Origin of the sequence: Pseudanabaena yagii GIHE-NHR1 (assembly GCF_012863495.1) — a bacterium.
GTDB lineage: Bacteria > Cyanobacteriota > Cyanobacteriia > Pseudanabaenales > Pseudanabaenaceae > Pseudanabaena > Pseudanabaena yagii.
Map to the genome: position 1 here is coordinate 3,469,608 of NZ_JAAVJL010000001.1, position 25,693 is coordinate 3,495,300.

The following is a 25,693-nucleotide window of genomic DNA, read 5'->3' on the forward strand; positions in this document are numbered from 1 at the left end:
TTCCTTTGCTCCCCAACGATAAAATGGTACAGCCTCTAACATCTAGTTCTACCGAAAGCATTTCGCCTTCTATGCCCTTGCTGGAATTTGACAAGATCGGTTTAGAATATCCATTTGGTGATTCGATTCGTCGAATTATTCAAGAAATTACTCTCAGTATCAAACCAGGTGAGTTTGTTTCATTCGTTGGTCCAAGCGGATGTGGTAAGACTTCGATTTTGCGAATGGTTTCAGGATTGAGTCCTACCAAAATTGGTGAATTACGGTGTCATGGTCAACCTGTAACTAAACCTCTCAAAAATGTAGGCATTGCATTCCAAAATCCTGTGCTCCTTCCTTGGCGACGCACTATAGATAATGTATTGCTGCCATTAGAGGTAGTGCATCCCTATAAGCGCGATTTTAAAGTTAATCATGCTCATTATGTGGACATGGCTCAAAAGTTGTTACAAGCTGTAGGTTTAAAAGATTTTCAGCAACAATTTCCTTGGCAATTGTCGGGAGGAATGCGTCAGAGAGCTTCACTTTGTCGTTCTTTAATCCATCAGCCTGAGATATTGTTGCTAGATGAGCCTTTTGGTGCTTTGGATGCTTTTACTCGCGAAGAAATGTGGGTGATGCTGCAAGATTTGTGGATGCAAGCAAAATGCGTTGGTATCTTGATTACCCATGATTTGCGAGAAGCCGTCTTTTTGTCAGATACAGTCTATGTTATGAGTCCACGTCCGAGCGAAATCGCCTTTGAACTAAAAATTGATCTGCCTCGTCCGAGAACGCTAGAAATGTGTCTCAGTGATGAATTTGCTCATCTAGCAGCAGAGCTCCGTCGCCATATTCATAAGAATTAATCACTCATTCCATGAGCAACTTAACTCGTTAAGTTGCTCATTCCATTTCAAAGACTTTTGATAATTAGTATTGTTTATGTTGATGAGGGTTAGATATGCAAGGGACTGTAGATAATGTGAGGCGAGCACCTAAAAAATTTGATTTTGATGCTTTTTTAAATACCAAAGCTGCGACTGTCATTTTGCCAGCGATCGCTACAGTTGTATTATTTATAGTTTGGGAAGCAGCAGTATGGATTTTTCAAATTAAGCCCTTTAACTTACCAGCTCCTAGCGATATTTTAAAAGCTTATGTTAAATTTGCACCGCAACTAATGGAAAATTCTTGGCGAACGGTTTGGACAACTTTCGCAGGATTTATTATTGCTAGTGTTATCGGAGTAGTGTTAGGTTTTTTGATCGGTTACTCCCGATTTATTTATCTGACGTTCTATCCATTACTAGTTGCCTTCAATACCATTCCTAAGTCAGCGCTAGTACCATTGCTAGCAGTTTGGTTCGGAGCAAATGCCATTCCTGCGATCGTCACTGCTTTTTTACTAGCCTTTTTCCCGATCGCAGTTAATGTGGCTTTAGGCTTAGAGACCATTGAGCCAGAAATGAAAGATGTTTTATATGCTTTAGGGGCATCAGATTTTGAGATTTTCCAGAAAGTGGGATGGCCGCATACCTTACCCTATGTATTTGCTTCTCTCAAGATTGCCGTTTCGTTTTCCTTTATCGGAGCTGTAATCGCTGAATCGATCGCCTCTAATGCAGGTTTAGGTTATTTGATTGTACAAGCCGCATCAGACTTTAATGTACCACTAGCCTTTGCAGCACTAATTACTCTGGCTATTTTAGGAGTAATGCTCTATTCATTATTCGTAGCCATAGAAAAGAAAGTAATCTATTGGGCAAGATAGAGATAAATCTAAATAAAAAAAGGCTCGCTTAGCGAGCCTTTTTTTATTTAGATTTAGGCGCAGGCAACCATGCCCAATGGCGATAGTTTTGATGGAGGTGTTCTTGGGGTTCATTACCTTTCAGTTCATCTTCAAATCTTTGGCGATCGCGATACTCGCTATTCCGTTGCTGTTTTTGAGTTTCACGAAGAGTCTTCATCTTTTTTAATTTCACAACTTAAGCTTTATATTTGTATTATAAACTACAAATGTTGTAGCAATGCCAAGAATATGTTTGTATTCGATGACATATAGCCATAGTCACCTGTATCAGGACAAATTAAAAACCAAATATTGTAAGGCGGCGCGAAGACAATATTTGGTTTTTATGTCCTAACAAGAATGGTGACAGACATAAAAGCAAAAGAGAGTTGCAGTGCTTTGCACTGCAACTCTCTTTTGCTTTTACGTCATGTGGGACATGAATAAAGGTTTTATAGTAAAATCTTTATTCATGTCCGACTAAACTCTCGTTTGATTAGAAGCTAAACTGAGTGCGGAGGTTACCAACAAATACCGTTGGATTTGTTGAAAAACTATTGGGGTTAAAGATGGCATAAAAAGCAGGGACAATCGCAATGTTTTTACTGATTGGATAGTAGTAAGACATCTCCAAATCATATTGAGTTGCGCCATCGCCACCGCCAGATACAAGAAAATTACGTCCACTAGAGTAGCTGTAGGGCACGACAAAGGAAAGAACACCTAAAGCCCCTTCCTTAAATAAATCTGGGAATCCCAGTCCAAATTGGAAAGCATTCACATTAATACTTCCACCAGCAATCGCAGGATTGATTGGTGCAATATTTGTACTACCGTAGGAGTAACGACCAAATATACCAAAACCTTTAGAAATTAACCAATCAAAGTTCAAGATAATTGTGTCGGCTGTTGCATTGTTAATTCCTCCACCTTGACCATCATCAGCAATCCCATAGGGCAAAGGCTCAGCCGTTGCACCACCAATGCGATTGTTGTTAGTCTTGATATTGGAGCGAGTATACAAAAAGCGGATATTGGCATCGCGGCTGGGTGAATATACTAACTCCGCCGTTAGAGTATTTGTGCCACCAAATAAGCCTTGTTGAGGATTACTTGAAGTGTTGAAGTTAGGGTTAGCGGCAGATAGAAACTCTGTATTTTCGCCTAAATAGGCAGCAGTTAACTTAAATTGAGAATCGATTGTCCAAGTTACTACCGCTCCTGAACCGCGATCAACAGCATTGGAAAGAGTACTGCCATTGGAGTTAAAACTAGTGGCTCCTGTCAAAAAGTTAGTAAAGCGATTACCATCAAAATAACGATAGAAGTTCAAACGCGGACCAATCGCTATATTGACATTGCTAGCTACAGGGAAACTATAGAATAGTTCCCGAATGTTAAATACATTGGCTGTTGGTACACCTGTTTGATCAAGGAATGGCGTTCCCCAAGAATTGGTATATCCCGCCGATGCAAAGTTGTTAGCGGGAGAGTTCCCATTGCCTGTGACTAATTGGGTAACCAGCGCGTCTTTGCCCGTGAAGGAAGTTGTTAAATTTAGAAATAGATAATATCCAAAAGTAATATTGGGACGTTGAGTGACAACTCGTGAAGGCTGTCTAGTAACTGGATCACGAGTTGGTGTAGCGAGTATATTAGTTGCACTAACACGCTCAGCAATTACATCGCCTGAAGCAGCAGCGCCAGTGAGGTTAAAGAATGCTAAACCGCTCAATTTAGTGGTTGGAGAAAACTGCTGTGCTTCGAGAGTGGCAACTTTTTTGTCAAGGGTATCAATGCGTCCACGGAGAGTTGCAAGCTCAGCGGCAAACTCCTCTTGGAGTTTTCTCAATGTTGCGAGATCTTCTTTAGATACTTTATCGGCTAGACCTGCGGAGATAATTTCATTGATTTTATCTAAACAAGCGTTTAAGCCAGCCGCAAATTCATAGCGGGCTAGAGCTTTACCACCACGGAAAGTACTATTTGGATAACCAGCAATACATCCATAACGTTCTACTAGAGATTGGAGAGCCGTGAATGCCCAGTCAGTAGGTCGTACATCCGATAATTGCGAAACAGAAGTAACTGCGGAAACTTCCGTCGGCTCAACCAGTTTATCTACTTCTAAATTTGTGATGGAAGATGATGCCGATGACAAATTTTGTTGGAGCGTGACTGCGGCTTCTTGGCGATCAATTAGATTACTAATCGAGGTGGGAGCCAATGTTGATGGATTGCTTGATAAATTTGCTGTTGATAGATTAACAGAAGAATCTTTGGGTGAAATATTAGAAGCTTGAGGTGCAGCTTGTGCAGATGCATCAGAAAAAATAGACAGCGCGACAAACATCGCCAGACATGAAAGCGAACTATTGAAAGCCTTTGACATAACTCCTCAAACCAGTGATATGAGCGACAGACTAAAAATCGCAACAGTCTGGATGCTGTATACAGTATCCAGACTGTTGCGATTAAACTTTAGATTTGAGATCAATTTCTGTATTCCAAATCACAAAGGTATAGAAGTTTAAGTTTTAACGGAAGTAAAATAATATGGTTATCCGTGCCTTGCTATGCAAGTCACAGATAACAAAAAACGGGAAGAATTGCTAGCAATTCTTCCCGTTTTTTGCTTTAGTCGAACTGACTTTAGTTAACACGAGTTCGGGATAATTTGAAACGGTCTTTGAAAATTAACCCGAACTGATGTTAGTTTAGTGAAATTCAAAACCCAAATAGTGTAGGGCGGCGCTTCGCGCCACCCTACACTATTTGGGTTTTATGTCGACAGGTATATTTTCAATTTTGCATACTAGCCGAAAGAGAAGCTTTTCGTCTCTTTCGGGTTAATTTGAGCGTAATTGTTCTAATTCAGAACGCAAACTTGCTAGCTGCTGTGTGAGTTCTGCAATCTCATCACGCATACTCGCTTTTACCTTTTGCTCAACCTTTTCCGTAGACTGATCAACTCCGTTGTCATCAACGGTTTTCGCAGTAGTAGTTACTGTGGTCAAACCTGTTGATTCCGAATCATTGGGAGACTTGCCGCTAACCTGCTGAGCAATAAAGCTATCCACATAGCTACGTGCTTCTGCCTCTGTTGTCACACCTTTCTCTGCAAGTGCTTGGGTAACTTCATCAAAATTACGCCCCAACAATCTCAAATTTTCTTCGCGTTTGATGGGATCTTGGATTACCTCAATTAATGATGATGTTGCACCTAGTGTGACGTAGTAGCCCCTTTGCAAAAGCTTTTCTAAGTCGATGGTATCCATAAAACTCCTGCAAATGTGTAGTTTTGTAATATATTCTAATCGATATTTTAGAAGTTCGTTCAAAGTGCTTTGCTTTGCAAAGCACTTTGAATTTAAGGCTTTAAAACATTGGCTGGAAACTGACCCTGTACATTTCCCGCAGGGCTGTAATGACAGACCACGTAGAAAGCGTTAAATCTTGTACCATTAAGCGTTTTCGTTCCTTTTGCCGTACCACAGCCTAACTGGTTACTAGACTTCCACACCACCTGTGTGAAATGTCCTGTCGCGGAAGAAAATCCGGGGGCAGAATAATTGTATTGCTTCACCTCGTTATACCAAGAATCTACGGCATTCTTAGCAAGAGCATCTGGAGCGATCACAGATGCGGTTGTGTAGTAAACATATAGATTTTCCCCAGCACCATTGCGTTGAGAAGACGAGCTATGGGTAAATGTCCCCGTTGTAGCTAGCTGATTTGCCCAATTTTGGGCTGTGCTATTGGTGGAATTATTGATAACCATGGCAGGACTACGATGGATACCCCGATAAGTATTGTGCTTCGACAATGCAGTACTGCGAAAAGTAGTCAAGCTAGTCGTTTGTGCAGATGCGACATCGCAACTCAGAACGATTAGTGGCGCAATGGTGGCTAATCCTGCCAGAGTCGAACTGATATATCTTTGCTGATTGATTAACATTTCGTAAAAAACACCAAATTTATTTAGTAGACATTCTAGCTTTTCTTTGAATATGGATGATTGAACCACAAATCTCAATCTGAATCAAAACCAGATAATATGTTACAAGCCTTGATTTATAAGGTTTTTAATATATCTAGAAGAAGGATATGCGGCGTATATCCTTACCCAATATAAGGACCACCTATTATTTTTATGAACACCATGAGTTCAACTGCTCAATTAGATCAGCAATTAGAAGAAAAAATTATTTTAGTCGATACTAGCGATCGCCAGATTGGGACTGCTGAGAAATTACAGGTACACCGTGACGGACTGTTGCATCGTGCCTTTTCGATTTTCGTGTTGAATTCCCAAGGACAGCTTTTGCTACAAAGACGCGCCAAGCATAAATATCATTCAGGTGGACTCTGGACAAATACCTGTTGTAGTCATCCTCGCAATGAGGAAACAACTTTGCTTGCCGCCCATCGTCGTCTGCAAGAGGAAATGGGCTTTGATTGTGACTTGAAGGAGTTGTTTAGTTTTGTCTATCGTGCTGAGTTAGATAATGATTTGATTGAGTATGAGTTTGATCATGTGTTTGTCGGTTATAGCGATCGCGAGCCAATTCTCAACCCTGATGAAGCCGATGATTGGAAATGGATAGATTTACAGGTTTTACAAACAGATATTCGCGAACATTCCGAAGCCTATACCTATTGGCTACGCGATTGCTGCGATCGCTTCATTGCTGCCCTATAGCAGTTTTCATTTTGCCATCGGCAAAATGAAAACTCCAAAACCTTACTGTGATTGATTTTCGGCTTTCAAACGAGTATGTACTTATTTGAAAACCGCTATAACTGTAGAATGCGTTAATGTAACGCATAAAGCAAGCCACATTCTAAGTTTACCTGCACCAACTGACTATGGAGGAAAATTATGGATACTTATTCCGAAGAACAGGTTGATCAGATTCTCCGCTATGCTCTCGCCAAGAGAACTAATGGTCAAAACCTCACCAAACAGCAGATATACGAGATTGCCTCAGATATGGGTGTGAGTGAAGCTGATTTCCTCGCCGCAGTACAGGAATGGCAATCTAAGCAATTTGTACGCAAGGAGCAAGTGGAATTCGATAAATATAAAAAGAAGTCTTTTAAATCGAATTTGTTGAAATTTGCGATCGTCAATTCTTTTTTAGTGGCGTTAAACTTATTTACCTCTGGTCAAATTGGGTGGGAAGTTTATCTACTTGTATTTTGGGGCTTAGGCGTAGCACTAGACGCATGGGTGACCTATCAAACCGATAGTGAAGAATATGAAAAACAATTTCAAAAATGGATGCAAAAACAAAAACGCGATCGCTTAACTGCTCAAATTACAGGCAAATTAACGACTAGCCTCGAAGAATGGTTGAAATAATTTAAGGAAGCATTGCGAAGCAATGCTTCCTTAAATATAAACCGCAATGGGAACACGCTTAAAGGCAGGTGTGCCGCAATGTTCGTCAATGGGAGCGCTAAAAATCGCATTGACTTCGGGATAAAACATTAAAGCTGAACCTTCGCGAATCTGTCCATAGATGATTTCTACATTTGCCATTTCACCTGCATTCCCCCTGACCGTTACGCGCTGATGTTCCTGAAAACCTGCGCGATCGCCATCGGCTTTACTCATTAAAATGCAGTTGCGGTGAGGCATACCGCGATAGTAGTCACCATCCTTATACACAACCGTATTATGCTGCGAATAGCTGCGCCCTGTGCCAAGAATGAGTGCGATCGCTTTTGTATATTCAGGTAGATTAAAACTGGCAAGCGTTGGTATTTCTAGCTTGGGTAAAGGCGTGACAAACATCTTGGCTTTGCCCGATCGCGTCGGGAAGTTGGGCGTATGGAAGATGCGATTAGCGATCGTAAATTCTTGATTGGTATCGTCGATTTCGCCGATTTTGGCATAGTCGGGAATGGTTTTAGCAATGAGTTGGCGGATATATTTGGGATCTTGTAGCGATCGCCAATTAATGACATCGTGACCATGCAGGCGATCGGCAAGTTCGGAGAGAAACTCTACTTCAGAAATTAAATCTGTACCTTCGCGTTGATGGAGATGCGATGTCCCTTCATCATTGAGACGTACAAAGTTATTGCCAGACTCGGTTGTAGTTTTATGAGGATTCTCAAAGCGGGCAAATACAGGCAGGATTAAAGTATTCTCTTTTGCGAGTCCATAAAAATGTCCGAGATTGGGCTTGGTGGAAATATAAATAATCGTTTCGATATTACCGAGAGCGCGTTTAGCTTGGGTGAGATCAGGATTTGCCGCATAGATATTGCCACCCAGACAGAGCAAAGTATCAATTTCATGGCGATCGCTTGCCTCGATCAGAGCACGAGTGTCATAGCCCTGTACCCGACTCAGCGATCGCTGCAATAATTGCTCTAAAGCCTGCATGATCTCTTCCTTGAGGCGAATTGTCACCCCCATCGAGCCAAAACCCTGCACATTAGAATGTCCGCGAATTGGCATCGTTCCTGCGCCTTCTTTACCTGCATTTCCTGTTAATAACGCGGTATTAGCAATACTAAAAATATTGTCTACTGCATTAGAATGCTGCGTGATGCCCATCGCCCAAGCAAAGACCACCCGTTGCGAAGTGCCAATCATCTCGGCGGCAATTTCCAACTCTTCGCGAGAGACTCCACAGGTATTGAGAATATCTGCCCAATCTAGCGATCGCAACTGCTCAATGACTGCTTCCCAACCTTCTGTATGCTGCTGAAGGAATTCATAATTAATCCAATTATTCTCCAGCAAAGATTTTTGAATACCTAGCAAAACCGCAGTATCACTACCTGAAATCGGCTGAATGTAATGGGAAGATATTTCTGAACCTTTGAGAAAGGATTTGATGGGATAGGCTGGTGAAGCGAATTTGACCAAACCCACTTCAATCAAGGGATTAATCACAATGACTTTTCCTCCGCGATCGCGTAGTTTAATTAGTTCATTCATCAAGCGCGGATGGTTAGCAGGTGCATTAGAACCAATCAAGACGATGCAATCGCTCTGTTTCAAATCCGCAAGGCTGACCATTGAGGTTCCAGAACCAAATACTCGCTTCAATCCTACCGTTGAAGCTGAATGACAGAGATCGGAGCAGTCCGCAAGATTATTAGAACCAAGCGATCGCATGAGCAATTGCAAAAGGTACGCTGCCTCATTAGATGAACGCCCTGAACTGTAGGATCCGAGACGCTCTGGTGCTTTTTGAAAGGCTTTGGTGACGATTGCATAGACCTCATCCCATGTGATCCGTTCGTAGCGATCGCTATTAGCACGTTTAATTACTGGAAAGCTCAACCGCCCCAAGCTATCGGCTTGCATCGAATTTAATTTTTGCAGTTCAGGAATAGAATATTGCTCAAAGAAATGTTGCGGAATCGGTTCCATTAACTCTGAGGCGATCGCTTCCACACTCTTGGCACAGCGCTGCAAATTTTCCTCATCCTCATTCTGAAATCCTCCCTTTTGTCCACCTGTTCCCCATGCACAGGATAGACAGGCACTCTTATGCAGCAACGTTTTCCAGAGCATTCCTCCTTTGACATCTAAGGTCTTTTCTGCCCAGTAGCTAATGACTTGCCATCCTCCACCCATCACAGGTTTACTAGTGTCTAGAGTAGGGGGCTCTGTCTCAGCGTTAAAAGGATTAGTCATAGATTTGGATGAGTTCTACTACAAAAACTATATAGGAACACAATGCTCATTTGGTTAGTCTACATCTGTGGAGCAAAAATTATGTAAATTGCTATTACAATTTCACAAAATCCCGTAGATAAAATATTTTTGCGCTAAATTACTACCAGCTCAATCTTGAAATTTATCCAAAATCTATATGCCATTTTTCTCAGTTCTTCTTGCCTTACTGAGCGATCGCGATCAGTTCATCAAAGAAATTTATGATGACGTTAAAATTAACACCAAAATAGTTGGCTTATTAATATGTAGTTCTATATTTTTAGCGATTTATGGTGGTTTAATTGGGGCGATTAGCTCTTGGATGCAGATCATCTCTTCCGCCGCAAAGCTACCATTTCTATTTTTAATTACCTTAGCAATTTGTTTACCAGCACTCTATTTCTTTAATGTTTATTTTGGCTCAAAAACTACTCTAAGCCAATATGCAGCAATTTTGCTTTGTGCGGTCACAATTACTAGTACATTACTATTTGGTTTTGCTCCAGTTACTTTGTTTTTCTTAATTACAGCCGATAATTATTCGTTTTTCCTGCTATTAAATGTCGCCATATTTACTCTGACAGGCGTTATTGGGGTTTACTTTCTCTATCAGGTTTTACTACCAAAAACTGAAACTATTATTGCCGACAAAGATTTGGCAATTGACGATACAGCCATTGATAAGAACCGCAAAATCCGCATCTCTATTCTTAAGTTCTGGCTAGGACTCTATGCTTTTGTTGGTAGTCAGATGGCTTGGACATTGAGACCATTTTTCGGTTCCTTTGGCTCTAAATTTGATATTTTTCGTCCCCGCGAAGGCAATTTTTATCTGGCTGTATGGAATGCGCTTAAGAGCTTATTTTTTACATAAATCTGAGACTACCTAACAACTATGCAAACAGATATTAGGAATTTGCAGATTACGGAACAGGATCTAGAGAGGGTTACAGGTAGAGAAATCACTCGTTTATTTATAGGTAGCGTATATCGAATTTCTCTATTAAATAATCCTAAATATTTAGTTCCTTTTTTGACAAGTGAGGCGATCGCTTTATTTTTGATTGCGATCTTTAGTCTGCCAATTAGCATTCTCCTATTTCAATCTCTTGGCAAGTCCATCGATACTCGGCAAGAGCAGATTGGGTTTGCTATTTTTGTGTTTCTGCTTATGTTAATTCTGTTTGCAGGTTGGAATTTTGTTGCTTGGATTCGTGCAAAAAAGATGTCTTGTTTGTCCCATCTGTTAGATGAGGTCGATAAATATAATCAGGTGATTGCGGCGGTAGATCTGTGCGATCGCCTGAAGTCTGTCGGCAATCAATCAGCAAATCTTAATCATCGTGAGGATATATTACAAGCGCTGGAGTTAACTAGAGATAGTCTCATTTGTGGTCTGACTACAGAAAAAATCCTACGAGAGCATCGTCGTTTTCTCAGTGGTCATCGTGAGCTTTTTCATAATATCGAGCAGAACCTCATCGCGTTAAAGTCCTTAGATGTGCAAAATCAGGCTGACCAATATAGTTCTCTACTCAATGATGCGCTAGTGATTGGGATGAATGTGCAAACGGAAATGCTGAAGTTGCAGACAAGGGAAGTTGTATAGATATGGCGATCGCTTGATTATGAAAGTTGGCGATCGCCTAAACAAGTATCAGTAATTTAGCGGTTTAAAACTTCAGTGTCTTAAACTACTGCAAACTCTGTAAAATGCCGTAAAAAGTTTTAACTTCCACTGCGATTTTATTTTTGTCTTTCTCTGTTGCAAAAACTTCAAGAAATAGAAAGTTTAGATCTCCGACTTTTTCTTCACTATTAGAAGCAACTTTCAAAATCACCCCAAAAGTCGGAGATCTTGGCTTGAGGGTGAAGATTTATAATCTATATATGCTGTTTCTTTCCACAAAGCTATATGCAAGAGAATTACTACCATGTTTATAATCGAGGGAACAACTACCAAGCAATATTTTTTGAAAGAGAAAATTATTTACATTTCTTGAGGTTAATTCGTCAATATTTAGTTTCTCAGAAAATTGTGATTTTAGCCTACTGTCTAATGCCAAATCATTATCAGTGAATATGCAGGTTTAAGGCAAGGCACTTTACCACAATTAGGATTCATTCGCTCTCTGCTTAATTCGGAACTAGAATATCAATCCTTTTTGGAAGGAGATACACTACTCCATTCACCTCAAGTTCAGGCTTTGATGATAGACGAGTAGGTATTGTAAGAGATGAAAATCTCCGACTTTTTGGGTGATTTTAAAGGTTATCTGTGATATTCGAGAAAAAGTCGGAGATCTGGACTTGGGTTAGAGGATGAAGATCTCCGACTTTTTGGGTAACTTTAAAGGTTGCCTGCGATATTCAAGAAAAAGTCGGAGATCTGGGCTTGGTTTAAAGGATAAAGATCTCCGACATTCCGCTCTTATTTGGTTTTAGCCTCTGTGATTGCCATAAGCGACTTCTAGATCTCATTAATCAATTGTAGCAACGCATCAGTCGAAACCTTGCCACTCATATCTGTACCTTCCAATAGGCTATCGGCAAGATCTCGCTTATGGTGATGCAGATCGACGATTTTCTCCTCGATCGTTCCCTTAGCCACAAGACGATAAATTGTGACAGGGCGCTTTTGTCCGATGCGATGGGCGCGATCGCTTGCTTGATCTTCCACCGCAGGATTCCACCAAGGGTCCATATGGATCACATAATCGGCAGCCGTGAGATTTAGCCCTGTACCTCCAGCCTTGAGACTGATCAGGAAGACATCACCTTCACCTGCTTGGAATGCTTCCACACGCTTTTTGCGATCTTTGGCGGGAGTACTGCCATCGAGGTATTGATAGCTAATTTTTTGGGAATCGAGATAATCGCGGATGATATGCAGATGATCGACAAATTGACTGAAGACTAGCGCCTTATGTTTGTTATCTAGCAATTCGCTAACGACTTCACCAAAAAGTTGCAATTTAGAACTGGGTAAGGGAATATCGGGGCGTACTAGTTTGGTATTGCAGCAAGCGCGACGCAATTTCATGATTTCTGCGAGAACCTGTAAATGCTTTTGTCCTGCGTTGGCTGGGGTATCGGCAAGTTTAGCGATCGCCTCACGACGTAGCGCTTCATAAAAGGCAAGTTCTTCTTTGCTGAGTTCCACTTGTAATGTAACCTCAGTGCGCGATGGCAACTCTTGCAATACTTGGTTCTTCGTACGACGGAGAATAAAGGGCTGAATCAGCTTTTTCAATTGATTACGCGCTTCTCGATCCTGCGATCGCTCGATCGGGTTGGCATAGTTAGTATTGAAATTATCAAGGGAGCCAAGTAGTCCGGGGTTAATAAAGCGGAACAGATTCCAGAGTTCGCCAAGATGGTTTTCAATGGGTGTACCTGTGGTGATTAACTTGAAGCCACTTTGCAAATTCATCGCCGCTTGCGATCGCTTAGTTGCTGTATTTTTAATTGCCTGTGCTTCATCGAGAACAACGGTTTGCCATTCTACTTTTGCCAGCATTTCACCGACTTCCTCTTGCTGCATCAAGCCATAGCTACAGATCACCATGTCAAAGGGTTGGAGATTATCAAGCACCTTTTGGCGATCTCCTGTACCAAATACAATCACATTCAGAGTTGGCGCAAATTTGGCAGCTTCAGAGATCCAGTTCATACAGACGGAAGTAGGTGCAACAATCAGAGTGGCTCCATGCGGGGCGCGGGTGAGGATTAGCGCTAAAGATTGTAGGGTTTTGCCTAAGCCCATATCATCAGCAAGGCAAGCCCCCACACCCCAATGGGCTAATCTCGCTAACCATTGAAAACCTTCGATCTGATAATCGCGGAGATCGGCTTGGAGTGTTGATGGCAACTGCGGCTCAAAGTTCCTCATTTCCTTGATTCTCTTAACATGGGCTTTCCAATGCTTATCGACTTTGAGATCATCAATTTCATCAACAAAATCTTCAAGGGCTAAAGCGGCTAAGGGATGGAATCTTGTGCCTTTGCCATGCTTCTCCGATAGGCGACGGAATTCATCTAAGCGTTTGCGGAACTGTTGGGTTAAGGCGATAAACTGACCATCACCAATGGGAATGAAGCGGCTAGGCGTTTTGTCCAGCAATTCCAATAGTCGCTGCATATCAATAACTTGGTCATCACCGAGGCGTAACTCGCCTTCGGCAGCAAACCAATCACGGCTTTGATTGATCGACATGCGGAAATCGCCAAAACCAGCACGATGACTGATTCGCATCTTTTCGCCTTCTGGCCATTCCAAAACAATGCGATCGCCTAAGGCTTGCAATTCTAGCAGGAGTTCTAAGCAAAACTCAGGATCATCAATGACCCATTCACTTTCTTCTTCTTCAAAGTTGCTGAGGGTGGGACAGGCAGCGATCGCTTCATTGGCAAGTTTTTTCTCTTCTTTTAAATTCCTTGTCGCTTGTAAACGTTTACCATCGATTTCGGCAAGTACGGTCGCACCACCAGTCCCCGGACGATAATAAGAGCCAGCATTAGCAAAGGGACGCGCTAGTATGGCAATCTTTAGCCCATCGCCTGATGGCAAAATATGCACATGGGGCTTGCTGTCCGATGGAACTTCCTCAGCATCACTCACACCACCACCAATATCAGAATGCACCGTCACAATCGAAGAGATCGAATGAATTGCTTCTAAAACTTTATCTTTTGCGGCAACAGGAATTTCGAGACGATTTTTGCGCCCAATAATTTCGGTGATGCGACGGTGGGATTCATTCACCTGTGTAACTTTGAGGCGGGTAGGGCTTTCCTTGGTGACGACAAAACTCTGACCATCCTTTAACTCTGGCGAAAACTCTAAAAATAGGCGATCGCCTTTTCCCGCCTTGACCAATAGTTCTGGTTCACCCTTAACAATATCCACACGAGTTGTAGGCGAGTCTTCCCAAAACACAAGTGGATGTCCAATTAAAGCGCAGATTGTCTCTTCATCAAATTCATATTGCGACTGTCCATAATAGCCATAGGAGGAATAGGCTTGGATATGGGAACAGGCAATAATATCCTGTGGTGTTAAATAGGGAAACTCATGACTATTTTCTTTGAGGCGTTTGAGAGCAATATTCCGTCCCGTACTCCAGACCCCTTTGGCATTAATCTTCTGTTCCTTCGGCTGCACGCTATAGCCACCCTTAACAAAGCTAATCAGCCATACTAGACGCTGGGGTGAATTATTGGCTGCCTTGCTTGTCTCCTGTGGCGATTTGGTGAGATTGAGCAACGCATTAAGGCTAAGTTCCCAAGTTTCTCTTGGACGGATGAGGTTTACAATTGTAGGGATTTGAGTCTCTTGGCGTAACTTTTGAGCGTGTTTTTGATGGATGGAATTAGGGGACAGTTCTCCTAAAAGTTCAGCAGTTTCCATTGAGAGCCAATGGTAGCCAGCCGTTACTGACTGTTTGAGTAATGGTTGCAGAACCCTTGATAAATCCACTCGCGCTTTTTCAGGATTGACCCAATAGAGACAAAGCGCACTAAAAAACACTTCTAAACAATGGCTTTGAGTATGATCATGGAGATATTCATTACTGAGTAGATCCTTTTGAGGAATATCCCCCAGTTGAAACTTCAAAACCCTTTGCAGTCTGCTATAGGTGGTTTGCAACCAATGGTGAGTTTGCTTTACCATCAGTGCGGCATAACCTTCAGCTTCACGCATACTCTCGGCTGTTCCCTCTTGAATCAGCGCTAGAATAAAAAACAATCCCGGTTCGCCACTGAAGTAGATTTGACGTTTACCTGTGGCTTTTCGGATCGATTTGAGGGATAGGCGAAATTGTGCGATCGCTAAAGCGCGATCGCCTTTCAGAAAATGTAGCCAAGAGAGTAAGGCATTGCCTGCCTCTTTGTAGTCACTGGACAGGCGATCATAGGCAGCTTGAGTAGTTTTTAAATCTGCACGCAATAGGCTTTGTTCGATTAATACCAATAGCAAGGGATCAGTGCAGCGATCGCTATTTTCTTGAAAACTTCTTTGCAATAGGGCTAAAGCCTGATCGGTATTTTTTAGCTTAAGCATTCCATTGCTAAGAATGGTGCTTAAGCCGACCTCATAAAATGTTGAATCTAGGGTTTGAAACCAGTCTGGATCGAAGGGATTATTACAGATTTGAAATAGAATTGTATCTAAGGTGATTTTCTGTTGAGAATATCCAAATCGATAGAAATCATCAAATTGCTTAGCAACAAAATCCACATCCTGCCGATAAATCCCAATTCTGACTTCGCGAATAAACTGTGATTCACTCCTGAAAGTACGTGAACCCATCTTGCCGTAGGATGGTACTGGGATTTTTGCTTCGATTACTTCAACAATTGCTTCAAATTTTCCTTTCTGAATGGCATCGCGGACAGCAATATCGACCAACAACGAATTGCATTGCACTCCTTGAGAACGATCTTGATTGAGTAGGTTTAACTTTAAGAAGCGATCAATATATCCTTTTAAAGCAATGGGTGATAGAGGCTTATCCTTATCCTTAACTCCAAGGTAGATCAAGCAGTCCAGAATTACAGTACGATTCAGTGGTTCATAGGCGATCGCACAAGTGCGGATGATCTGTTGCTCTAACGCTGACAATTTATGATACAGAGATGTTAAGGTCTCGTAGAGTTTGGCAGAATCAACTTGGAAATCAGGCATATCTAAAAGTTTGTATTGTGATTAGAGAAAGTTGCGATCATTAATTCTTGGAGATAGATGGAGATAGATACTTAGGATATCCTGTGGTTATTCTTGGTTCATAGTGACTCAATTAATTATGGTGTTTTTATATTACGAAATATTAACAGTAACAAATATCTAGATTTCATCATAGTTCAAGATAGTTCAAGGTTTGGCAAGCTGATTTAAGTATTTTCCTGTAAGAGTCGCACAGTCAAATAAGAAACCGATGTTTGGTAGCGTGGCGAAAACAAAAAATTTGGTTCTTGATTAAATCTAGATTCTAGAGATTGTTGAAGCTTGAAGTATTTTTTGAAAGCGTTACGAAGTAGTGCTTTCAAAAATTTCTCTGGTTTTTAATTCGGCGTAACGCGCTGTAGTGTCTATTTAATGCGTACAATACTAGATCTAGTATTTAACCAAGCATTAAAAGATTTCGACTCATGGAAGATAAGTTGATGTTAATGATCCCAGGTCCAACACCTGTGCCTGAACAGGCACTGTTGGCTCTGGCAAAAGCTCCGATCGGACACCGTAGCGGCGATTTTAGCAAGATCATGGCAGATGTGACTGCTAAGCTCAAATGGCTGCACCAAACCACCAATGATGTATTGATTCTCACCACAAGCGGAACTGGGGCAATCGAAGCTGGCATCATTAATTTTCTAAGCAAAGGCGATCGCGTCCTTGTTGGTGATAATGGCAAGTTTGGCGAACGCTGGGTCGAAGTTGCTCAAGCCTATGGACTAAATGTTGAAGTAATCAAAGCGGAATGGGGCAAACCTCTAAATCCTGAAGATTTCCGCGTCAAGCTAGAAGCAGATACCAATAAAGAAATCAAAGCTGTAGTTATTACCCATAGCGAAACTTCTACAGGCGTTCTCAATGATCTTGTCGCAATTAACAAATATGTGAAAGCCCATGAAAAGGCACTGATCATTGTTGATGCTGTCACCAGTTTGGGCGCAATGAATGTTCCTATCGATGAATTAGGACTAGATGTGGTTGGTTCTGGTTCGCAAAAGGGCTATATGATCCCCCCCGGATTAGGATTTGTGTCTGTTAGTCCAAAAGCATGGGAAGCTTACAAAACCGCAGATTTACCGAAGTACTATCTCGATTTGGGCAAAGCTCGCAAAGATGCTGCCAAAAATTCCACTCCTTTCACCACCTCGGTAAATATGGTGATTGCCTTGCAAGCTTCCTTAGAAATCATGCAGCGTGAAGGTTTAGAAAATATCTTTGCGCGTCACCTCCGCCATCGTGATGCAACCCGTGCCGCAGTTAAGGCTCTAAATCTGGGCTTGTTGGCTCCCGACGATGCCGCTAGTGCCTCGATTACCTCTGTTGTGCCTCCCGAAGGGCTAGAAGCAGAAAAGATTCGCGCCACGATCAAGAAGAAGTTTGATATTGTCATGGCTGGTGGACAAGATCACCTCAATGGCAAGATTTTCCGCATTGGGCACTTGGGCTTTGTTAGCGATCGCGATGTTCTCACCGCTATTGCTGCCCTCGAAGCATCTATTGCTGCCCTTGGTTACACCAATTTCACCTATGGTGTTGGTGTCAAAGCGGCGATCGAAGTTTTAAACGGCTAATTTTCTCCAACCTGAGTAGCATTGCGAAGCGCTGCTACTCAGGTTTTTTGATGTAAAAAAGACTCTACTAGTTTGACATTTTCTGAACTTCCGATAATTAATGGTGTGCGACTATGCAATTTTTTGGGGATTACATCCAAAATCTCTTGAGTACCCGTAGTAGCTCTTCCACCTGCTTGCTCAACCAAAAATGCTAACGGTGCAGACTCATAAAGTAGGCGCAACTTTCCATCGGGATGACCGACTGTACCAGGGTAGAGAAACACACCACCTTGAAAGAGAATCCGATGGATATCTGCTACTAGCGCCCCTGAATAACGTGCCGAATATCCCTCTTGACGGTGAATATACTTGACATATTCCCGCATAGGTGGTTCCCACTGCCAAAAATTTCCTTCATTCACACTATAAGTGCAACCCTGTGCAGGAATATGAATATTCTCTTGAGATAGAATAAATTCTCCAATACTAGGGTCAAGAGTAAACGCATGGACACCAATACCAAGGGAATAAACTAACATTGTGCTTGTGCCATAGAGAATATAACCTGCACCAATTTGTTTGCGCCCTGACTGAAGCAGATCTAAAGCTTCTCCCGATTCGTCATTACCTTCCTGTTGGCGGATCGAAAAGATTGAGCCGATCGCTAAATTTACGTCAATATTGCTCGAACCATCAATAGGGTCATAGAGCAAGGTATAGCGACCAATGGGACAATTTTCAGGAATATAGTAAGGCTTTTCCATTTCCTCCGAGGCAAGCCGACAAACTAAGCCACTTTGCTCAAATGCCCTCAAAAATACTCGATTGGCATAACGATCCATATTCTTGACCGCTTCACCTTGGACATTTACCTCCCCTGTAAATCCCAATACATTTTCCATTAAACCTGCACGGCTAAGATGGCGAGCGATCGTTTTACCTGCTAAGCCAATTCGCCCCATCAATGCACTCAGATCATATGACTCAGGGGAAAATGTGCCACACTGGGAAAGGACATGTTGCGAGAGTGTCATAAAGTCACGACCAAGAGTAATCTCTTGAGCAGGGTTGAGTCTGGTAGAATCGGTCATGGGGGCGATTACTTTAATGCTTCTCCCCCATTATGAAGCCAATTTTTAACTATTGTGCCAATCTAGACATAACTTATGAGTACCTGTCCTAGTTGCAACGCCATCAATCCCGATAATTATCAATTTTGTCAATTTTGTGGCTCTAAGCTTACTCATGAATTTGTCAGTCAGGCATTGGAGGATTTTGAAATCGCTCCACCGCTATCCATAGATCTTGACTCTGAAGTATCGGAAGTAAATGAATCCCCCATAGATAATCATCTGGATGATGTGGATCTTCAGCGTCAAGGAATAGACAACGAATTCGATGAATTTATAGATAATGCGATCGCCATTACTATTCCAGTCAAAATCCCCGAAGAGATTCTTGAAAAAGAGGAGATTAGACTACTGGAAACAGATTCTGTAAATAACTCCTTATCTTCTTTATCCGATGATGTATCTGATAATGCAATAAATGTAGACCCATCTTTACAAAGTACGCTCATCATACCAAGCAAACATTTACAAAATGTCTACTATGCTGGCAAAACTGATGTCGGTAGAGACCGCAATCGCAATGAGGATGATTTCGCTACAATCTTTCAAACTCGTAGTATCCAAGGCAAAAGTCAAATAAGAGATCGCAGTCATCGCGGTTTATTTGTGTTATGCGATGGGATGGGTGGACATGAAGGGGGAGCCGAAGCAAGTAAGATGGCAGTAAATTCCATTATTGATCAGTTCCTTCCATTTTGGGTAGATACTTTACCTGGGGAAAAGAAATTAAATGAGATTATTACAAATGCCAATCAAGCCATTTTCACTAAGAATGAAGATGAGCAAAGGCTTGCCCTAGGAAGAATGGGAACTACTCTAGTAATGCTGGCATTACATGACTTAAACTTCGTAATTTCCCATGTAGGTGACAGTCGGATTTATCAAGTATCGAATTCCCAATTAGTCCAACTAACACGCGATCATGAAGTCTGCAATCAATTAATGGATCTCGGTATGGATCGCGAATCGGCTATGGCGCGACCTGATGCCCATCAATTAACTCAAGCCTTAGGTCCCAATCCTAGCGATCGCCTTGAGCCTGCTATTCAATTCTTCAGCTTAACTGAGCCAACTCTATTTTTATTATGTTCTGATGGTTTGTGTGATAACAATGCGATCGAGCAACACTGGCAAAATTACTTATTACCAATCTTAAATAAAGAAATTGACCTTGAGACTGGCTTAGACTATCTCATTGATCTGGGTAATAATATGAATGGACATGACAACATCACAGCCATCCTTATTTTGTGTGAGTTGTAATTTTTGCTTAGCAATACTTCCATAACACTTTTCAAACAAGCTAATTACAGAGGTTAGTTTCTCCACCGAAGGTGGAGAAACTAATTAGACTAGTAAACGCTACATAATTAAGAGCGCCTTTTGAGGATATCCTTTGCCATATTCAAGAAATAATCGGAATTAGAGGAAACTGCACCATTTTTCCCCTTCTGTAAACTAGAGGAAGTGGAATCACTGGTCTTTTGAGCAATGTCGAGATCAGAAAGCACTACTGGCGTGATATCAAGGGTATTGGGCGGCAATACTTCAAATTGAGCGGGGGGTAAAGTTTTGGGTGTATATAGCAAATAGACAATGCGATCGCCTTTTTCCCAATTCATATCCGCCGAGACGATTTGTAATTGTCCTTTACGCTCGAATAGCAATGGCAACAACATTCCTGCATTAAATAGAGTGTTAAAGCGATTTAATTGCTCTTCAATTTCTTCAGATATCAATAGAAATTCTCCCACTCTCACTTCCCGTTGCAGAATATATTGATTCCAAGTTTTAATTGGTACACGTGCGCTAAAAGCTTGCTGGACTTCAGGCTGACTGCGATCGCTTTCCACTTCTTTGACATAAATAGCAAATACCTTCGGTGGATTAAATTCTTTAATGGCTAGCTGAGCAATCACGATATTAACATCAGTATTAATCGTCAGAGCCACAAAGGTTCCTACAGAATCAAGCCCTGCTTCGGCGAGGGATTTCGCATCTAGTCCATTACTGACAAAGGCAGGAATATCATATTCGGCAGCTTGTTTACAAAGTTCAGCATTGGTATCAATCAGCGCGACCCTCTGACCATTGGCTTGAAAGAGACGCGCTACCAGAATGCCAATGGGATTACTTCCGACAATTACTAAGCCTGAGATATCACCTTGAGTAAGCCCCAATAACTTTGCTACTAATTTGGCAGACAATCCCTGCAAAAATACGGTCATTGCGATCGTCAGAAAGACCAGTGCTTTAATTGATTCCCCACCATTGACTCCTCGTTCCGTTAATAAAATCGAAAATAGCGAAGCAACGGAAGCCGCCACAATTCCCCTCGGCGCACACCATGCCAAGAATGCCTTTTGTCGCCATGTGAAACTACTATTCCATGTGCTGACGATGACATTAATTGGGCGTACAATCAACATCATAAAGAGCACCGTCTGCACGCCGCCCCAGCCGAGTGCAAAGATACTCGGAATAGATAGGTTAGCGGAAAGGAGAATAAATAGCACTGACACAATCAGTGCTACTAACTGACTTTTGAACTTCAGCAAAGCGCGACTATTCGGAATTTCTGAAGCTCGGAGAATGATGCCCATGACCACGACTGCCGTTAGACCAGACTCACTCTGAATTTCTTGGGCAAGACCAAAGAGTGCGAGGACTGCGGCTACAACTACAGCACTTTTGGTGTCTTCCGCCAAAAATGTTGCCCGTTGCAAAAACTTACCGAGTAGCCATCCTGCGATCGCACCGACTGCACCGCCCACACCTAGCCGCAATCCCAGATCGCTAACCACCTCAAAGGCTCCTGCCGCAGGATTTAAGGCAACATCTAAAACTACAACTGCTAACACTGAGCCGATCGCATCAATCAGTACTCCCTCTCCCTCAAGAATTGTGGCAAGGCGGCGATCGAGTCCCACTTCTTCAACAATGGGATTAATTACCGTGGGACCAGTAACGACGACGAGGGCAGCATATAAGAAAGCGATCGTCCAAGGAAATTCGCTCAACCAATAGGCGGCAATACCACCACCAATCAAGGTAATTAGCGTACCAATGGTAATCAAATTGCGTAAACTTGCGGAAACCTTACCCAGTTCTTGAAGTTTGAGATTTAGTCCACCATCAAAGAGAATCAGGGCAACAGAAATTGAAACGATCGCTTCTAAACCATCACCTAATAGCCTTGGCTGTACTAAATTAAAGCCATTCCCCCCCAGAGCCACCCCAAACAGTAATAAAAAGACAATACTGGGCACACGGAAAAAGTTCGCAATGACACGAGCAGAAATCCCTGCGGTGATCGCGATAATAATGATTAAAGAAAGAGAACCTTCCATGACCTAGCTCTTATAGCAGTTTGCGTTTTGTCGTAGGCAAAATGCAAACTAAAAACTCTTACTGGGATTGATTTTTGGTTTTCAAATGATTACGCACCCATTTGACAGCCGCTATAGTAGATTAGCTGATTAGGGACTTGCTATTAATTAAAGTACCTGTGGCTTCGACTCCGCTCAGCCAACGTTAGCTGAGCGAAGTCGAAGCTAGATAACTTTGGTGGGATATTTTTTATCCGGTCCCTTACGAAGTTCTAACTCGATCTAATCTAATGATACTGACAGCGTAACGTTAAACTGCGTTTCAAAGGGTTGTTTTTTATAATCGAGACTCCAAAGTTCTAGAGTACAGGGATCATGATGTTGTTTGGGGGTGAGTTGCAATGAGCAAGCACGGGTTCGAGGACTACAAACCACACGAATGGAGGTGATCGCTCCAATTTGACGACGATCTAAAGCTGTTGCCAATCGCAAAAAGGTACTAGCTTGGCGAATAAATAACTTCAAGCGTTCACTTCCTAAACGTTGGAAATTATCATGTTTCTTCTTGGGTTCACTCTTACGATGATAGCGAGCAAGATTGGCAATTACTTCAATTTCTGACTCGGTATAGCCCAATAATTCCCCATTGCGAATTAGGTAATAGGAATGCTTGTGGTGAGCGTCATGGCTGATGTGATGTCCCGAATTATGCAACATCGCCGCCGCCCAGAGCAAATGTCGCTCATTGTCACTCCATTCGTGGAATATACCTTTAGTTTGATCGAAAATGCTCAGAGCATGATCGGCAACCTGTTTAGCATATTTAGTGTCAATGCCATATTTATCGGCAAGTTTGAGAATGCTGCGATCGCGAACAGTACTTTGATAGCGCCAGCCATCTTCGATATAGCCATGCCGAATCATCCAATCGACGACTAAACCTTCGCGTAAAGCACTTTGGCAAAGGGTAATTTTGGGAATTCCCATTAACCGCATTGTTTCTAATAAAATTAAGGCTCCCGCCAAAATAATTTCTGCTCTCTTTTGGCGTACCATCGCTGTACGTTCATCCAAATTCGCCCGACGTAACCGCCAAACAATATTTTCTAAATCAGCAAAGGGAATTTCATAACCTTGTAAAGGACTAGGAACTAAGCCCGTCTTTTCCTTAGAATGCAAAATCGCTAGCGTTTCAATGGTTCCCGATGTGCCGATCGCATTGATTGATTTGATATTTTTTTCCTGCAACAGCGATCGCAAATCATCCGTAGGTCGCTCAATCGAACCGAGAATATATCCCAATAGGCGATCATATTCCGTTTGGGAAACTGGATCGGTACTAATAAATAAATCCGTTAGCCTTACTGCCCCAATCTTAGTACTACTCAGATATTTTGGATCTCTTCCATCCCCCAAAATCATTTCTGTAGAACCGCCACCGATATCAATTAATAAATGTGGCTCATCCCTGAGTTCCATTGCCGAAATTACACCCAAATAAATGCGGCGGGCTTCCTCTTGTCCAGAAATTACTTCAATATATAGTCCTAATTCTTCGTGAATGCGGCGAATAAACTCTGCCCCATTTGGAGCCTCGCGAGTGGCACTGGTTGCCACCGCCACAATTTCTTCCACTTTTTGAGTACGACAGATCTCTTGACATCGCCTCAAAGCTTCTAGCGATCGCTGCATAGCATCTTCAGTCAAATTTCCCGTTTGAGCACAACGTTCTCCTAGTCTGACGGTTGCTTTTTCCGACTCAATCACAGTAAAACTAGGAATCGAAGTCTTAATTTGTACAATTACCATATGAATGGAATTTGTACCCACATCGATCGCTGCTAGAGTTTTGACATCTGAGGTCATGATCTGTTTCCGCGAAATATCTCAAGTCATGGTAAATGAAAATCTGTAAGAATAAAAGCAGTCAGTTAATTTCTAGGATTGTAGAAAGTTAATTTAGGTACAGCACTTTGCACTAACATGAAAGTCCAGCAAAATTTATGAAACTAACACTTTGCCATGCTTTCAAAAATTTCATAAAGTGAATTAGTCACATAGCCAAATCTTTATCCTTATATTTAGATACAATCCTCTAGACTTACATTAAGTCAGTTAAGTCAGTCTCTAGTAGAAGTTAGACATTTCGTGCCTCCTAACTTTGAGTACAAGCAACATGGGCAACCAACCAGTAGTTTTAGTTATAGATGATGAACCAGCAAATTTTGATGTAATTGAAATTTTGCTGTTTAAAGAAGGATACGAGCTTTACTATAAAGACAACGGTGCAGAAGCACTCGACAGTATTTTAGAAATCAAACCCGACATTATTTTGCTAGATGTCATGATGCCTGATATGGACGGGATTGAAGTATGTCAGCATCTTAAAAAAAATCCAAAATTTCAGCATATTCCGATCATTATCGTCACAGCCCTATCGGATAAAGAAGACCTTGCCCGTTGTCTCGATGCTGGAGCCGATGATTTTATCAGCAAGCCCATTAACAGCATGGAACTACGCGCCCGCGTGCGATCAATGTTAAGGATCAAAAGCCAATACGATCGCATTCAAGACACCATGCACTTGCGCGAAGAAATGGTGCAAACCATAGTGCATGATCTTCGTAATCCCTTAATTGGGATCATGCTGGGATGTGACTCCCTCAAGTCGTTAGACATGCCTGATCGCGCCCAAAAAAGACTCGATCAAATTGGCAAAACCATTGAGCAAATGCGCCTCCTCATTGATGATATTTTGACGATTGGACGGATCGAATCGAAGAAACTTTTTCTCAATCTCAGCAAGGTCGATATCATCGCAATGGCAAAATCAGTAATTGATGATTTTGAACCATTGACCTTAAGTAAGCAAATCACCGTTTTAGGTAAATTCCCTCAGGAACCAGCTTATATTTCCGCCGATAAGAATTTAATTCGTCGAGTATTAGATAATTTGATGGATAATGCGATCAAATTTTCTCCTCAGCAAAGTTTTATTATTCTGCAAATCGATTGTTTACCGAAAAATCCTGATCGTCCAGATCTAATTAAAATCCAAGTAATTGATAGTGGCATTGGTATTAGCCCAGAGCAAAAACAAGTTATTTTTGAAAAGTATGAAGTGGGTAATATTGTGACGGGAGTCGCTCAAATTGGGCTAGGACTTTCATTTTGTAAAATGACTGTGGAAGCACATCAGGGAGAGATTTCAGCAACTAACAATCAATCCAAAGGTGCAACATTTACAATTTTGCTTAACCGTGCAGAACCTGATGAATAGATTAATAATTAAAATCTGTTGAGATTATGTTAGGACTTACGCATCGAGTGGATATATAGCGGGCGAAGCCCGCTATATATCCACTCAAAACCCAGTAAATTCGTTAGCATTGCGTAAGTCCTATATGTGTCTCTAGGTGCTTACTCTCTTAAATTATTTAGAATTACAATAACAGTACTTTTCGAGGCTGATTGATCGCTGTATCTG

Annotated in this window: 18 protein-coding genes and 1 pseudogene; 10 read left to right on the forward strand and 9 right to left on the reverse strand. The window is 41.8% G+C overall.

The genetic code is table 11. From position 1 onward, the window contains the following. Nucleotides 1-23: 23 nt before the first annotated feature. Nucleotides 24-848, forward strand: coding sequence for an ABC transporter ATP-binding protein (locus HC246_RS15865; RefSeq protein WP_169364231.1), 825 nt, complete (start codon nt 24-26; stop codon nt 846-848). A 95-nt stretch (nt 849-943) separates the two neighbouring features. After that, nucleotides 944-1,753 (forward strand): ABC transporter permease, encoded by an 810-nt coding sequence (locus HC246_RS15870; RefSeq protein WP_169364232.1) that lies wholly within the window; start codon nt 944-946, stop codon nt 1,751-1,753. A 43-nt stretch (nt 1,754-1,796) separates the two neighbouring features. Here the strand turns inward: HC246_RS15870 and HC246_RS15875 are convergent, their stop codons facing one another. From HC246_RS15875 to HC246_RS15890, 4 genes are all read right to left on the reverse strand, one after another. Continuing rightward, nucleotides 1,797-1,952, reverse strand: coding sequence for a hypothetical protein (locus tag HC246_RS15875; protein ID WP_169364233.1), 156 nt, complete (start codon nt 1,950-1,952; stop codon nt 1,797-1,799). Between the two features lie 318 nt (nt 1,953-2,270). After that, nucleotides 2,271-4,166 carry an iron uptake porin gene (locus tag HC246_RS15880; protein ID WP_225902965.1) on the reverse strand — a complete coding sequence of 632 codons (1,896 nt, stop codon included), beginning with the start codon at nt 4,164-4,166 and terminating at the stop codon, nt 2,271-2,273. A 457-nt stretch (nt 4,167-4,623) separates the two neighbouring features. Continuing rightward, a complete protein-coding gene (locus tag HC246_RS15885; RefSeq protein WP_169364234.1) occupies nt 4,624-5,052 on the reverse strand; it encodes a hypothetical protein in 429 nt (142 codons plus the stop codon). A gap of 92 nt (nt 5,053-5,144) precedes the next feature. Continuing rightward, nucleotides 5,145-5,801, reverse strand: a complete 657-nt coding sequence (locus tag HC246_RS15890) for a CAP family protein (RefSeq protein ID WP_318655947.1) — start codon at nt 5,799-5,801, stop codon at nt 5,145-5,147. A gap of 135 nt (nt 5,802-5,936) precedes the next feature. On the opposite strand from HC246_RS15890, the gene idi reads away from it, so the two are divergent. Both idi and HC246_RS15900 read left to right on the forward strand, forming a co-directional pair. Then, nucleotides 5,937-6,476, forward strand: a complete 540-nt coding sequence (gene idi, locus HC246_RS15895; RefSeq protein ID WP_169364235.1) for an isopentenyl-diphosphate Delta-isomerase — start codon at nt 5,937-5,939, stop codon at nt 6,474-6,476. A gap of 180 nt (nt 6,477-6,656) precedes the next feature. After that, the gene (locus tag HC246_RS15900; RefSeq protein WP_169364236.1) at nt 6,657-7,139 is read left to right on the forward strand and encodes a 2TM domain-containing protein; all 483 of its coding nucleotides are present in this window, start codon (nt 6,657-6,659) and stop codon (nt 7,137-7,139) included. A 30-nt stretch (nt 7,140-7,169) separates the two neighbouring features. Here the strand turns inward: HC246_RS15900 and HC246_RS15905 are convergent, their stop codons facing one another. Then, nucleotides 7,170-9,437 (reverse strand): FdhF/YdeP family oxidoreductase, encoded by a 2,268-nt coding sequence (locus HC246_RS15905; RefSeq protein ID WP_169364237.1) that lies wholly within the window; start codon nt 9,435-9,437, stop codon nt 7,170-7,172. A 178-nt stretch (nt 9,438-9,615) separates the two neighbouring features. Between HC246_RS15905 and HC246_RS15910 the strand changes: the two genes are divergently transcribed. The 3 genes and pseudogenes from HC246_RS15910 to HC246_RS26955 all read left to right on the forward strand — a co-directional run. Further along, nucleotides 9,616-10,332 (forward strand): actin-binding WH2 domain-containing protein, encoded by a 717-nt coding sequence (locus HC246_RS15910; protein ID WP_169364238.1) that lies wholly within the window; start codon nt 9,616-9,618, stop codon nt 10,330-10,332. A 21-nt stretch (nt 10,333-10,353) separates the two neighbouring features. Then, nucleotides 10,354-11,067 (forward strand): hypothetical protein, encoded by a 714-nt coding sequence (locus tag HC246_RS15915; protein ID WP_169364239.1) that lies wholly within the window; start codon nt 10,354-10,356, stop codon nt 11,065-11,067. Between the two features lie 306 nt (nt 11,068-11,373). Further along, nucleotides 11,374-11,532, forward strand: a pseudogene (locus HC246_RS26955) (transposase); the annotation flags it as partial. A 396-nt stretch (nt 11,533-11,928) separates the two neighbouring features. Here HC246_RS26955 and HC246_RS15925 read toward each other — a convergent pair. Next, complete coding sequence (locus tag HC246_RS15925; protein ID WP_169364240.1) at nt 11,929-16,146, reverse strand: DEAD/DEAH box helicase; 4,218 nt, start codon at nt 16,144-16,146, stop codon at nt 11,929-11,931. A gap of 464 nt (nt 16,147-16,610) precedes the next feature. Here HC246_RS15925 and HC246_RS15930 point away from each other — a divergent pair, with 464 nt between their 5' ends. Beyond that, the gene (locus HC246_RS15930; RefSeq protein ID WP_169364241.1) at nt 16,611-17,765 is read left to right on the forward strand and encodes a pyridoxal-phosphate-dependent aminotransferase family protein; all 1,155 of its coding nucleotides are present in this window, start codon (nt 16,611-16,613) and stop codon (nt 17,763-17,765) included. 38 nt (nt 17,766-17,803) lie between these two features. Here the strand turns inward: HC246_RS15930 and fbp are convergent, their stop codons facing one another. After that, nucleotides 17,804-18,838, reverse strand: a complete 1,035-nt coding sequence (gene fbp / locus HC246_RS15935) for a class 1 fructose-bisphosphatase (RefSeq protein ID WP_169364242.1) — start codon at nt 18,836-18,838, stop codon at nt 17,804-17,806. A 75-nt stretch (nt 18,839-18,913) separates the two neighbouring features. Between fbp and HC246_RS15940 the strand changes: the two genes are divergently transcribed. Continuing rightward, nucleotides 18,914-20,140, forward strand: a complete 1,227-nt coding sequence (locus tag HC246_RS15940; protein ID WP_169364243.1) for a protein phosphatase 2C domain-containing protein — start codon at nt 18,914-18,916, stop codon at nt 20,138-20,140. A 107-nt stretch (nt 20,141-20,247) separates the two neighbouring features. Here HC246_RS15940 and HC246_RS15945 read toward each other — a convergent pair whose 3' ends face one another. Together HC246_RS15945 and HC246_RS15950 are read right to left on the reverse strand one after the other, a co-directional pair. Then, complete coding sequence (locus HC246_RS15945) at nt 20,248-22,227, reverse strand: cation:proton antiporter (RefSeq protein WP_169364244.1); 1,980 nt, start codon at nt 22,225-22,227, stop codon at nt 20,248-20,250. A gap of 261 nt (nt 22,228-22,488) precedes the next feature. Further along, nucleotides 22,489-24,072 (reverse strand): Ppx/GppA phosphatase family protein, encoded by a 1,584-nt coding sequence (locus HC246_RS15950; protein WP_169364245.1) that lies wholly within the window; start codon nt 24,070-24,072, stop codon nt 22,489-22,491. A 295-nt stretch (nt 24,073-24,367) separates the two neighbouring features. Here HC246_RS15950 and HC246_RS15955 point away from each other — a divergent pair, with 295 nt between their 5' ends. Then, on the forward strand, nt 24,368-25,486 hold the full coding sequence (locus tag HC246_RS15955) for an ATP-binding response regulator (protein ID WP_263972490.1): 1,119 nt from the start codon (nt 24,368-24,370) through the stop codon (nt 25,484-25,486). Nucleotides 25,487-25,693: the final 207 nt, after the last annotated feature.